This is a genomic window from Rubripirellula tenax (genome assembly GCF_007860125.1).
Taxonomy (GTDB): Bacteria; Planctomycetota; Planctomycetia; order Pirellulales; family Pirellulaceae; genus Rubripirellula; species Rubripirellula tenax.
In genome coordinates this window covers 845,768-859,285 of sequence record NZ_SJPW01000002.1, presented here as the reverse complement: position 1 = coordinate 859,285, position 13,518 = coordinate 845,768, and the positions used below count along the sequence as shown (strand labels likewise).

Annotated in this window: 8 protein-coding genes; 4 read left to right on the top strand and 4 right to left on the bottom strand. The window is 55.7% G+C overall.

The features are described 5' to 3' along the window. Positions 1-82 precede the first annotated feature (82 nt). Together Poly51_RS08960 and Poly51_RS08955 are read left to right on the top strand one after the other, a co-directional pair. A complete protein-coding gene (locus Poly51_RS08960; RefSeq protein WP_146456437.1) occupies positions 83-760 on the top strand; it encodes an RNA polymerase sigma factor in 678 nt (225 codons plus the stop codon). Between the two features lie 151 nt (positions 761-911). Further along, the gene (locus tag Poly51_RS08955) at positions 912-1,988 is read left to right on the top strand and encodes an anti-sigma factor family protein (protein ID WP_146456435.1); all 1,077 of its coding nucleotides are present in this window, start codon (positions 912-914) and stop codon (positions 1,986-1,988) included. 71 nt (positions 1,989-2,059) lie between these two features. Here the strand turns inward: Poly51_RS08955 and Poly51_RS08950 are convergent, their stop codons facing one another. Beyond that, positions 2,060-3,970: a c-type cytochrome gene (locus tag Poly51_RS08950; protein WP_146456433.1), complete on the bottom strand. Its 1,911-nt coding sequence runs from the start codon at positions 3,968-3,970 to the stop codon at positions 2,060-2,062. Positions 3,971-4,049: 79 nt separating this feature from the next. After that, complete coding sequence (locus Poly51_RS08945) at positions 4,050-6,809, bottom strand: PVC-type heme-binding CxxCH protein (RefSeq protein WP_222435814.1); 2,760 nt, start codon at positions 6,807-6,809, stop codon at positions 4,050-4,052. Positions 6,810-7,060: 251 nt separating this feature from the next. Between Poly51_RS08945 and Poly51_RS08940 the strand changes: the two genes are divergently transcribed. Continuing rightward, the gene (locus Poly51_RS08940; RefSeq protein ID WP_246114368.1) at positions 7,061-10,807 is read left to right on the top strand and encodes a PVC-type heme-binding CxxCH protein; all 3,747 of its coding nucleotides are present in this window, start codon (positions 7,061-7,063) and stop codon (positions 10,805-10,807) included. Here the strand turns inward: Poly51_RS08940 and Poly51_RS08935 are convergent. Next, entirely contained in the window at positions 10,772-10,993 is a 222-nt protein-coding gene (locus Poly51_RS08935) for a BON domain-containing protein (protein ID WP_146456431.1), read from the bottom strand. The genes Poly51_RS08940 and Poly51_RS08935 overlap by 36 nt on opposite strands. Before the next feature lie 402 nt (positions 10,994-11,395). On the opposite strand from Poly51_RS08935, the gene Poly51_RS08930 reads away from it, so the two are divergent. Further along, the gene (locus Poly51_RS08930; protein WP_146456429.1) at positions 11,396-12,886 is read left to right on the top strand and encodes a GGDEF domain-containing protein; all 1,491 of its coding nucleotides are present in this window, start codon (positions 11,396-11,398) and stop codon (positions 12,884-12,886) included. A 498-nt stretch (positions 12,887-13,384) separates the two neighbouring features. Here Poly51_RS08930 and Poly51_RS08925 read toward each other — a convergent pair. After that, positions 13,385-13,518, bottom strand: a 134-nt coding sequence (locus tag Poly51_RS08925) for an ATP-binding protein (RefSeq protein ID WP_146457292.1), incomplete at its 5' end; no start/stop codon positions are given.

Below are 13,518 nucleotides of genomic sequence, written 5' to 3'. Positions count from 1 at the left end.
AACGCGTACTTCAGTACGGTCCCGCTACAATCCGAGCACATTTCACTTATCTGATTCCTGTACCCCCTCACAGGCACCAACCATGAACGCATCTGCCAAAATCTACAATGCGGAAGCGATCACAGATGCGGACGTCGATGACGTTTCGTTTCAAAGCGATGTTTCCGACGAAAGCCTGATCGCCCAATATCGTGATACCGGTGAACGAGGCTTGTACGAGGCGTTGATTCGCCGATACGAGCGTGAAATTTACAGTTATTTGCGCCGCTACATCGGTGACGCCGAACTGGCCGAAGACGCGTTCCAAGGGACTTTTTTGCAGGTTCACTTGAAGTGCAGCCAATTCGATCCCAGTCGCCGGTTTCGACCTTGGTTGTACGCGATCGCAACCAACCAAGCGATTGACGTCCAACGCCGCAACAAACGGCACCGAATGGTTTCGCTGGACCGCACCGCAGTAACCGAAAAAGACGGATCGGGTGGCGGTTGGTCAGAAAAACTGGTCGGCGACTCGCCTGACCCGCTTTTGGCCGCCGCGGACCAAGAAAACAGCCGCTGGATCCACGAATCGGTCGAATCGCTCGGCGAATCCATGCAGCAGGTCGTCCAACTGGTCTATTACCAGGGTCTGAAGTACCGCGAAGCTGCCGATGTGTTGGGAATTCCCGTCGGAACGGTCAAAAGCCGACTGCACGGTGCCGTCCAACGGCTTGGCGTCTTGTGGGAAGAATCGCACCAGGATTCTGCTCAACAGCCATGAATCGGCCACCCCGCCCGTCCGTTTTCGGTCGGGCGGCGTCGCTTCGCGCGAACCGTCTTTGTCGTTGGCGCGTAAGTAATGGAAACAGCCTGTCGCAGTTTCAGCTCGAAACCCGGTACGGCCCCTCCCTTACGCGTTGACTATTTTGGCGATGCACGAAGACCTTCTTGGATATCTGCTTGGCGCTCTTGAGCCGCACGAAATGCGTCGCATCGGCCAGTGGTTGAAGGAAGATCCCGACGCCCGACGCCAATTAGCGGAAGTCCAGCGTCTGCTCGAACCGTTGGAAAATGCTCCTTCGGTCGAATCACCGCCGCCCGATTTGGTCGCCCGCACGATGGCCAATTTGCCGCCGCTTCCCGGTCGAGAACCGAGTCAGCCTGAACTCGATTCGGCTCGATCCGAAACGCCGGCGACCGGTGATCCCAATCGAGGTGCCGCAGCGCTTGCGCCGATGAACAGCCGTTTAGACCCGTCGACCCATCAGGGTTGGACTTGGTTGGATTGGCTGGTCAGTGCATCGGCCGCCGCGGTTGTGTTGGCGTTGCTGTTGCCGTCGATTGCCGAAGGCCGCTTCGAAGCTCGCAAAACGACGTGCCAGGATCAGTTACGACAACTCGGAATCGCGATCACCCAGTTCGTGTCTCGTAACGAGCAATCACGGTTGCCGGCGGTGTCCGATTCGGGCCCCGAAGCGTTTGCCGGCGTCTACGCCGTCCGGCTACGCGAGGCAGGTTTACTTGGCGACGATTCGATCCGTTGGTGTCCTTCGCTGGACCCACCCACGTCGCAAAGCGCGGATGAACTTGTCGATTTAACCGAGCTCGTTTCGGTCAAACAGTTGTACGACGCTTCGCTGGATCGTTTGCGTGAAATTCAACAGTACGCCGGCGGTCACTACGCATACACGCTGGGCGTCGTCGAGAAAGATCAACTTACATCGCCGCGTTTCGAATCGCGGTCAAGCTTCGCAGTCATGTCCGATGCACCGCTTGCGGGTATCCCAACGGAAGCAAACCTGGCGACGTCGATTGGGCATAGCGGCGTGGGAATCAATGTTTTGTTTGAAGACGGACGCGTGCAATTCTTGCCCGTCGCGTCGTTAGCATCGATCCCGGATCACCCGCTTCTCAATCACCGAGGCCAAGGCGAAGCGGGGGTGAACATTGACGACGCGTCGCTGGCCCCAAGTTGGCGTCCCCCGTTCATCGACGTTCGCCAGCGTTGAAACCGCTTTTGGCGGGATTGGGCGGACGAGACACTGGCTCACCAGGAACGTGGCTTCAGCATGCTGAAGCATTACGAGCCATTGTTGGGCGCGACACTTTCCAGGTAGGACATCAGTTCAAAAATCTCTTCCTTGGTGTACTGGTCCATCAATGCCTTGGGCATCATGGAAACGCTCGACGGCACCATCGCTTCGATGTCATCTTGGGCAATGACGGTCGGCTCTTTTGCTTCGGCACTGGGCATCAAGCTGACGCTGTCGTCGTCTTCACCGACCAGGACGCCGCTGATGGTGCGGCCATCGACGGTAAGCACACGTTGCATCACGTACTTTGCGTCAATCTTGTGCGACGGGTCAAGGATCTCGCGAAGGATGCCCAAGCGGTCACCTTTCCAACGCGGAAAAACGTCGGTCAATTCGGGGCCGACCACTCCGCCTTCGCCAGCAACCTTGTGGCAACCGGCACAGGATGCTTCGGCGAAAATTCGCTTTCCGAATTCGGGAGTTCGGCCCACCATCGCCTGATCGAGGTCGACTTTGAAATCGTTCAACGTCCATGACTGAACAAACACCCGGTTGCTGCCGATCGGGTTTGCTGGTTCGGTTGGGTTCTTCAACCACGCGTCCAAATCCTCGACGACGACCATCACGCCGTACATGCGATACCAGTGTTGGGGGAAGGTGCAAACGTAGGGATACTCGCCCGGTTCAGTCGGCGCGGTGAACGTCAAACGGGCTTCCCCGTTGGCCGCGATCATCTCTGTCGCTTCGATGACCCGATCCGACGACGGCACATAGGGAAGCCCCGTCGATCCACCGGTCGGTCCGGCTTCCAGTCCCAATTGAGCAACTTCCTTCAACGTGCCTGGATCGCAAATGACCAAGTTGTGCGGCATCAAATCGTGGTTCTCAAGTACCACCTGGACCGGTCGGCCCGCTTCCACGGCAAAGTAGGCGATGTCGTACCGCATTTCTTCTTCCACCGTTTTGATGCGAATCATCCGTACCGAAACGTTACTGAGCCGGTCGCGGAATTGGCGTGCATCATCCGCGGATGCGCTGGCCATCAATCGATCAGCCAACTGCATCGCATCGGTAAACTCACCACTGGTTCGATCCGCTGCCGGTGTCGCTTCGGCCACTGCGACCAAATCGGCAAGCAGCTTCTGGCTGGTGGCCAAGTCACGATGTTCATCGCCAACTTTTAACAAAGTCTTGACAGCCGAACCGCGAAGTTTGTCGTCGGTGATCAGAGACGCAACACGTTGGAAGGTATCCGACTGATCCGACGATATATGGCCAAGTGCATCGATGGCGGCGCCACGTACTTGAACCGACGTCGAATCGTCTAGGCATCGGGCCACAAAGGTGCGAATCGAATCGCGAAGTTTTGAATCGGAAAGCAAATCGACCGCGCGAAGCATCGACACGGTTGCGTCGTTATCCGACTCGGCTCGCTCCATCGCAGCGGACGAATTTCCGGCAACGACAAGGCTCGCCAAACCAACCGAACGGATGAACGAGTCGTCCGCCTTCGTTGCTTCGGTCAATTCGTCAGTGTGAGCAACCAAATCGTTCGGGGAATGTTCAAGCAGCATGCGTGCGAGTTCGCGTCGAGTTCGCCGGACGGCACGTTCGTCACCGTCCACACGTGTGATCGCATCCAGCAAAACGGATGCGAAGCTGGATTTTTCTAAGGCCACGAGCGCATCAACGGCTTCACCACGAAGTTGTGGCGACATGCCCACGCGTGCCAGAATTGCCGAGTAGACCGGGATGTATTTGGCGTCGTCCGTCTTTCGCGGCACCATCAACAACCGGGTGTTGTCGAGTCGCTTCAGTTGGTACTCGACAATGCGTGGGCTTTTGTCCAAGAACACCGTCGGCGGCGCGGGCGTCGATGTCGGCGCGTGTTGGTGATCATCGGCGAAACAAACGGTCGTGCACGATGCGACGACCAACAAAGCGAAACATAAACGCATGGTTTACCCGAGTCGTGAAGTATCTGTTGATGGGACGCGAACGGCGACTGTGGTTACAGTCGCCCATTTTCTAAGTCACCTACTGTTCAAGTCGACGCATCGTTTCGTCAAGCGTGTACTGCAAGTAGTCGTCCATGTCGGATTCTAAGACGCCGAGTGCTAACTCTACGGCTGAATCGCCGGAAAGGAAACTGACGGCACGAACGCCCTCCAAACGCACGGTCGGATTCTCGTCGCCGATGCACTTTTCAAGGAGCGTGAGATGGTTGGGCACGCGATCCAACCAAAATGAAAGAACCCGCGTCGCTGCTGCTCGGGCACGGTGATCCTTTGTGGACAACATCGTTTCCAGCAGTTCGCGATTGACGACGTTGTGAGTCTGGTAAATCCACAGCGCTTCCATCATATGGTGTTCGTAGTTTTCGTCGCTCTTGTCCAACGACGTCATCCACTTTTGCAATTCATTGACGACGTCCGACGATTCACGAGCCGCGAGTTCGCGACGGGTGCGATAACGCGTGCGATCTTCTGGCATTTTCAACAGTTCAAGTAGCGCTGGAATCGGTTCACCGGCGATCTTGGCTGGCTCCAACAACGGACGCGTCTTGTGCTTGATTCGCCAGATCCGGCCGTGGCTGGTATCACGGCTTGGGTCACGCAAGTTGTGCTGCAGGTGTCCGATCAAAGCGTTGTGCCAGTCGACGATGTACAACGATCCGTCGGGCGCAATCTGGACATCGACGGGTCGGAAGTTTCCGTCGTCGCACATCAACAACGGTGGGACTTCCTTGCCAACAAACCCAGCCCCGTTTTCGACTTCACGAACTTCGTGACTGAGGACCCCGCGATCACCGATCACGTTGGTGACCAAAAAGTTGCCTTGCATTTCTGGCGGAAAGTGTCGGCTCGAAATCATCGCGCATCCCGACAACGGTCGAACCCGCTTAGGATAGAACGTTGGGAATGAGTACTTCGGGTCACCGCCGCCAAGCGACGCGACACGTCGGTGTTGGCTGCCGCCGGGGTGTTTCAGGGGATAGTCCATTCGTCCGGATATCGGCGCGGCCCAATAGCTGTTTCCTGGTGAAGCATCGCCGATGAAATTTTGACCCCAGCGATCAAACACGTGACCCCACGGGTTGGCAAAAGCAAAGTTGCTGAACACACCGATGCGTTCCGACTTGGGGTGATACGCCCAAATGCCGGCTTCGCCCAAGCGGTTGAGCCCATCGGGACTTTCGACCTGAGAAAACTTGAATGTGCCTTCTTGGAAGTACAGGTTTCCGCCGGGGCCCCATTCGAACGCCGAAATGCCGTGGTGCGAGTCGGCCGAATCAAACCCGAACAACGGGCGAGTCACGACGTCGGCCTTGTCGTCGCCGTCGGTGTCACGTGCAAGCAAAATATCCGGCTGTTCGGCGATGTAGGCACCATCGGCGGTCAATTCGAATCCCGTCGGTTGGTGTAGCCCGCCCGCAAAGGTCTTGCAAACGTCCGCCGTCCCGTCGCCGTCATTGTCTTCCAAGATCAAAATCTTGTCGTCCATTTTCGTCTTGGGTTTCCAGTGAGGATACGACGGCATGGTCGCAACCCACAAACGACCCTTGTTGTCAAAGTTTAGCGCGACCGGGTTCGCCAAATCGGGGAACTGTTCCTCTGATGCAACCAGTTGAATCTCGAATCCGTCGGCCAGCGTGAACATTTTTTGCTGTTCGGCGGCCGGTCGATAGTCCAGCGATCCAAGTTTTCCCTTGGCCCGGTTGCGGTCGTTTGCGCCACCAACATTCGTTTTCGGGGTGATGAAGGCAAGTGTCTTGGAATCATCGGGTTGGTCGTTCACCGTTTCGCCCGCGGCCAGTTTCCAAATGCGGGCATCGCGAACCGCCGCCATTTGGTCCAAAATCGCTCGCTCTCGCTCCATCACGTCGGTGTTGTTGTATGTGCCGTCGCTGCCCGCTTTGCCACGTCCACCGTAAATCGAAAATCCGTTCACTGCGCGGTATCGATGCCACCAGTGGAAATTCTTATCGTCGATTTCACGAAGTACGTTCGGATCAACTTTCGTCGGACCACCCGGGCCGAACAATGCGGCGTCCAATAGCGGTGCAAAGGCAGCGTATCCCGCTTCATTGAGATGGCACCCATTGAACGTCAATCGATCGTTTTGGTCGGCGAACAATTTTTGAGTCGATGAAAACACGTCGGCGAAAGCGACGTCTTGCTTCGCAGCGACTTCCCGAATTGCTTCGGTGTACATCATCAATCGCCCGTTGTGAGCTTCACCGTCGGGCAAATTGGGATCACCCGTGTTCTCGAATGCGATCGGTGACACCAATGCAATCCGCGGCGAGCCCTTGCCATAATCCTTTGTCTTGGTCGACGCGACCAATTCAGTCAACTCTTGCGAGAACCGTTCCAGTCCAGCTTTGTCATCAAACGATTCGTTGTATCCGAAGAAGAACAGGATCACCGACGCTTTACTGTGCGCAAGGTGCGTGTCCGGATCGCCAAAGTTTTCCGAACGGATGCGTTCATTCGGCTCGTCGCCGGGAAAACACAAGTTGCGGACGGTCAAATTCAAGTCAGGAAAACGCTGGTGCAGTAGCGATTCCCATTCGTTGTGATGCTGAAGTCGTTCTCCCAACGCGTTTCCGACTAAACAGATGTGGTCACCGCTTTGTAAGTCGAGCGACGGGGCACCAAGCGTCTGAGTACCAAGCGTCTGAGTACGAGGCGTCTGGGCAGTCGCGGTCGCGGCGACGGATGAAACGACAATCGCGACGATGCTCAACCATCCCATCGCAACTGTGGCGACGGAACGAAAGTGGAGGAAATTCACGGCTGGATGGACTCCGATGGGGGGAACTGGGGTGCGACTTCGTTCGCAATGGCGAAAATCGACATTCGAAATAGAAGGATACTGCACCAGCTAAGGCGGGAGGGGGATTCGGGATAGCCAGCATGAACGCCGCAAATCCAGCGAGGCAGGTTACAGTATAGATCGATCCTGTGGGTACCTGTTCGACCCCTATTACCAGTCTAATTGCTGGTCACGAAACTGGCTCCCTTGGTTACCAAATCGCTCCACTGATGACTTCCACCATGTATTCTCGCGTTTTTAAGTATATTGCGTTTTTCTCCGTACTCGCCTTCGGAAGCGTGTCGATTGTTTGGGGCGGCGATTCTGATGCCATCCAAATTCACGATCACCAGCGGATCGCCCTGGTCGGCAATTCGACCGCCGAGCGTATGAGTCTGTTCGGCAATTTTGAAACGCGATTCCAATTGCGTTTTGCCGACAAGAAAGTCCAGTTCCGGAACTTTGGATGGCCTGCCGACGAAGTCGGAATCCAGCAGCGGCCCGGCAACTATACCGAGATCGATGATCCCTTTTTGGTCTTCGCCCCGGACCTGCTGATTTGTTTCTTCGGATTTAACGAGTCGTTCTCGGGCGCAAGCGACACAGACATGAATCGCTTCGTCGCCGACTACGAAGCCTACCTGGCAAAGGAATCGGATCGATTGGCAGGCGTTGGTAGCCAGCCGCGTTTCGTTCTGGTTTCACCCATCGCATTTGAAAACACGGGGAACCGATTGCAACCCGACGGGCGGGCTGAAAATGATCGTCTTGGTCGATACACATTGGCGATCAAAGATCTGGCCGACGCGAAAGGGTTACCGTTTGTTGATCTGTTCACGCCGACGATGGACCGATTCGACGAACAGCCTGGGGCTCAATACACGATCAACGGCGTTCACTTGAACGAGCAAGGAGACGCCTTGGTCGGCAGTTTGTTGGATGCATCGCTGTTCGGTGAATCGGCATCGACGATCGACACCAGACGTTTCAATCAAGTGAAAGAAATCGTCAACGAAAAGTCCTGGTTGCACCTGCAAGACTATCGCATGCTCAATGGATGGTACGTCTATGGCGGTCGTCGGACGTGGGACACCGAAACCTTTCCGGGCGAGTATCAGAAGATTCGCAAAATGGTCGCCGTTCGCGATGCCTACCTTTGGGATTTGGCCGCCGGACGTTCGGTTCCGTCGGTGCCCGATGATTCGGCTACCGGCGAGGTCTTCATTCCCGAAACGATGTTCGGGACGCGTGACGAAGGGTTCCGGGCGATGCGCGAGCCGAAAACACTTGAGTATCCGACGCCGGAACAATCGATCGCTCAAATGAAAGTTCCCGACGGGTTCAAGGTGGAAATGTTTGCATCTGAACGCGAGTTTCCGGAATTGGCCAACCCGACGCAAATCGCTTTCGATTCGAAGGGCAGGTTGTGGGTTTCCTGCATGGTCAACTATCCCCAATGGTTGCCCGGAAAGTCGCGACCGAACGACCGCTTATTGATATTGGAAGACACCGATGGCGATGGGAAAGCGGATGTCTGCAAAACGTTTTACGACAAACTGATCTGCCCGACGGGTTTCGAGTTTTACAAAGACGGCGTCATCGTTGTTGATGAGCCCAGCCTGTTGTTCATTCGCGATACCGATGGCGATGACAAAGCCGACGAGGTCACTCGCATTCTTGACGGCATTGGTACCGACGACACACACCACGCGATGGGCGCCTGGGAATACTCGCCGGGCGGTTTGCTGCACATGCTCGAAGGCATTGCCATGTCGACTGGGCTGGAAACCCCATGGGGGCCGCACCGTTACAACGGCGCATCGGGCAGCTATGTGTGGGACTTGGAAAGTTTGAAGCTGCGTCACTTTCGCACACCTGGGCACTACAACCCGTGGTGCTTGGTGTTTGACAAAGAAGGCAATGGAGTGATCGGGGACGGAACCAATGCGAACCAGCACTGGACCAACCCGTTGTCGGGCGGCGAAGTGCAAACACGCAGCAGCATCGACGCCATTTTTGACAACGAGGGAATTCGTCCTGCCGCGGGCAACGAGTTCCTTACGACTCGGCAATTTCCGGACGAATATCATCGCCAACTGATCTACGCCTGCGTCATCAACTTGCACGGCATGCCCAGTTTCGAAGTCACCGACGACGCCGACACCTGCGGGTTGACGGGCAAACGGGTCGCCAATTTGATCGAATCCGACGATATGTTCTTTCGCCCGGTCGACCCCAAAATTGGCCCCGACGGCGCACTTTGGTTTGGCGATTGGTGCAACGCCCTGATCGGCCACATGCAGTACTCGCAACGTGACCCCAACCGCGACCACGAGCACGGTCGAATCTATCGCCTTGTCAACACCACTTTGCCATTGGTCACGAAAGTGACTCAGGCCGACGCGTCCATCGAACAGCTGTTGGAACAGCTGACTGCGTACGAAACACGCACTCGCTATCGAGCCCGACGGGAATTGGTTGCCCGCGATGAAGACGCCGTGGCTACCGCCGTCAAAACATGGGCAGCCGCCAGCGATGATCCCGAAGTCTGGCGAGAGGCTTTGTGGGTTCAAGAATCAATGCACCGCGTCGACGGCGAACTTGTCTCTCGAATCATGACCGATGCCGATTCCAAGGCGCGCGCCGCCGCCGTTCACGTCGTCGGTAACCAATGGGAATGGATGGACGATCCGAACCCATTTTTGTGGCAAGGTGTGACCGATGCCGATGCGAGAGTTCGGATGGAAGCCGTTCGCGGTGCTAGCCTGCAGCCAACGCCCGAAGCTGTGAAGATTGCGTTGAAAGCGACTCGCAAACCCATGGACAAGTGGATCGAGTACGTTTTGTCGGACGCGCTGCAAACGCTTCAACCGGTTTGGGAATCTGCCGACGGGGAAGCTCTCGTCGCCAGTTTGCCTGCCGAAGGCCAAGCTTACTTGAAGGACTTCATCATCACGCGAGGCCCCGGCGCCGACATTCATAAACCGCTTAAAGTGATGGTCAACGTCGACGCGAAACAGGCCGACAAAGAACAGGCATTGCTCGAAGTCGTTGCGTCGTCGGGTGGTGACGCAGCCAACGGAAAAATTGTCTTCAATCGTGTCTGTGCGGCGTGTCACCAGCACGGCGAACTGGGCAAAAAGTTTGGACCGAACCTGTCCGACGTCGGTGACCGGATGACAAAGCACGAGATCATTCGCTCGATCGTGTGGCCCAACGACACGATCGCGAAGGGTTACGAAACGATTTTGATTCTCGACTACGACGGCAACACCACCAACGGATTTGTCTTGGCCGAAGACGACGAAGAGATCACTCTTGGCATTGCCGATGGCAAAACGAAGACCGTTGCGAAAGACGATATCGAAATTCGCAAAGAAATGAAGGCCAGCAGTATGCCCGAAGGCTTGACCGAAACGATCGCGCCGAAAGAGTTTATGGACCTTGTCGCGTTCCTGTCGGGCGGGTGGATCGCGACAAACCCAAACTTAGACTTCAATTTACAAGAATATGAAGGGATGGGGGAAGTGTCGCGCCAAACCCACGTCAAGCTAGACGACGGATTCCCGATCGAAATGAACGACGAAGCGCAGCACTTGCTAAGCCATGAAGGACTTCGCAAAAACACGTATGCCTTTCACTCGGCGAATCAATCCAGTGAATCGACCGATGTGATCATCCGATTTAATGATCCGACGATCGTGCGTTTCGTCAAAATCTTCAATCGTCGTGACGCTCAATTTCACGACCGAGCCAAGGGACTGGCAATGTGGACCAGCAACGACGGCAAAGAATGGAAGCAAGTCTGGATGAGCGAAGAGGCCTATCCCGATTGGTCGTTCGGTTTACCCGGTGACCAGCCCATCAAGTACGCCAAGTTCGCATTGACCCGGCCGGGGATCTTTCACCTGGACCGAGTCACGTTCTACGGTGACGTCATCCTAGGTGGCGACGTCGACTCGATTGACAACCGTTAGGCCGGCCGCAACGGCCCGGACGGCCTCTTGGGCAAGCTGCTTGTGGTAGAAGCTGCGAACGCGGCCACTGAGCTGCAGTATGTTTGCGCTGCGATCAACTCGCAATGTTCGCAGCTCGCGAACCGAGTTGTTGGCTAAGACTGCCACCGCGGCATCCATCGCATCGTGTTGTGCAGTTTTGATCATTTTTCGGTGTCCGTTATCCCTAGGAAGTGCCCCACCGAAATATGCCATACGAATTTCGGATTGCCTATCCGAATCTCGCATGAATGTTTCGAACATTTCCGACTTCGACCACTTTTTCCCCTGACCCTGATAACCGATACCGGCACCGCGACTTGAATTGGTACCTGTATTTCCCTCAAGGTCCCTATCTTCTCGTTTTGGCCCCCCCGGCTCAGCAATGGTGCTGTTGCTCGACGGATGGAGGCGGGTTGTAGCGGTTGTGATGGTGCAGACCCTGCCGATTGGCCGCCTTAAAGCGAAGTCGAACACTCTGGCAGCGATTCGATTTGACAGCTCCCCAACACGGCCTAAACACCATTGTGGATTCGATTCGACAACAGACAAAACAACGAGCGATGGGCTATGTGGCTTGATTTGATAATTGCGATGAGCTGTGGTGGTGCGGGACTGACTTGCGGTTGGGTAATGCATGCGACCAGACACCTTCCCATCGATCCCATCAATGGTGACTCGGGCGATTCATCGACAACAACATTGACGACGACGCAGGTCGAAGAAGTCGAGACACGTCGCGAGCAGATCAGTGAAGTGGCCGACCAATTGCGTGCCTACGCTCGCACCATGGCCGCCGATGTCGATGCACACCAAACGACGGTTCAAGCGGTAAACAGCCAATTGACGTCCGACCAAACCGATTCACCAGAAGCCGTTTTCCGAGCGATCACACAATTGATCGAGGCGAACGAGTTGATGCAGTCACAGCTGCACAGCGCACAAGATCGCATTCATGAACAAGCGATGCAAATCGAGTCCGCCGAACGGCGCGCCGAAACGGACGCACTGACTCGCGTTCCCAACCGTGGTGCTTTCGACAAACATTTGGCCAGCCAACACGCGAAAGGCCATGCAAACGCGGGGACACTGGCCCTGTTGGACGTGGACCACTTTAAGAAGTTCAATGACGTGTACGGTCACCGCGCCGGTGACGAAGTGCTGCGTGTCGTCGCAGGAATTCTGCATTCACGACTCGATAAGTACGGAATCGTGGCACGTTTTGGTGGCGAAGAATTCGCCGCCGTCTTGGACGGTTGCCCTGTCGATCGTGCAAAAGAGTTGGTCGACGCGGCTCGTGTCGCGATCGGCGAACGAGAGATCGTTTTTGAAGAAAAGCGACTTCGAGTAACCGTTTCCGCGGGTGTCGCCCAATTGTCGGCCGGTGAAGCCGCCGAGGGCTGGCTACAACGTGCCGATGACGGGTTGTACCGATCCAAAGAAGCCGGACGCGATTGCGGGCACTGGATGGATGGAACAACGCCAATCAAAATCACACCGGCGAAATCCACAGCTTCAAACGAAAAATCGGATTCGGCATCCGACGCAGCCGCCACGGGGACCGCTGTAACGGCGATCGAAGCCGCCAAACCAAAAGCAAAGACGTTTGCGAATCTTCCTGGTCGCAGTGAGCTCAACGAAAATTTCAGCGAAGTCCGAGATCGGACTCAGTCGACGGTTTCGATGTTCGTCATGGCGATTCGTTGCAACACGGAATCAACAGCCAACAACATGCGATCGTTGATGCAGATCATTCGTGCGACGCTGCGAAGTGTTGATCGACTGGGCTGCGATGATGAATCAACCTTCCTGGTTTTCATGCCAAGTGTGGACGAAGAAACCGCACAAAATCGAAGTGTCCAGATCTGCCGTTCGGCGTCGGCCATTGGCATCGGCAAATCCGAACTCGCAATGAATCCGATTTCCATCGGTGTTTCGCAAGTGCGAGCGAGTGAAGAGTTCGATGATGTGGTCGATCGTTGCGTTGCTTTGGCAATTGAGGCAAAAGAGGAAGGCAGCGAGCCGACTCGTCTCGATACCGCCGGTCAGTTGGCGTTGTAAATCACGGCGTTTTTTTCCAGTGGAATGGTTTGCCGACGAAAATTCTGGGACCGACACAAATCTGCCTTGACCTCGACAAACACCTGCCTCTATCTTTCCGGACATGTTGAGGGCAAGGAAACGAACTCGCCAACATTTTGGCACCTCGATTCAGACGCGGTCCTGCACTGGCAATTACTTTTTCATGATTGCTGCGGACTCACAGTTTTAGCCATCACACGGAAGTGGTGGATGATTCGGTGGCGTGAAACGTCTCGTTGTGACATGTTCGTCGACGTTGATGGCAAGGATGCTGGTAACGCGAACGAACTCCAATCCACCGGCTCCCGGAATCGAAGCGCGTTGTCCTCCGCCCCCCTAGGATCACGTTCTTTCCGGGAGCTTTTTTTATGCGCCGACAGAATCTTCGTCAGCCAATATGCCGTGACGATTGGAAGCACGGCGTTAGATATCAGGAATTGTGGTCACCGTGACCTAACACCAAATCCCTTTCCAACCTCATCCGCCCGACAAGCGTTTGGGGACGGGGAATTCGAGCGTGAACTTGGTGCCGCGTTCGACTTCGCTTTGGACGCTGATGCGGCCTCCGTGCGCTTCGATGATCTTGCGGGCGGTCGGCAAGCCCAAGCCGC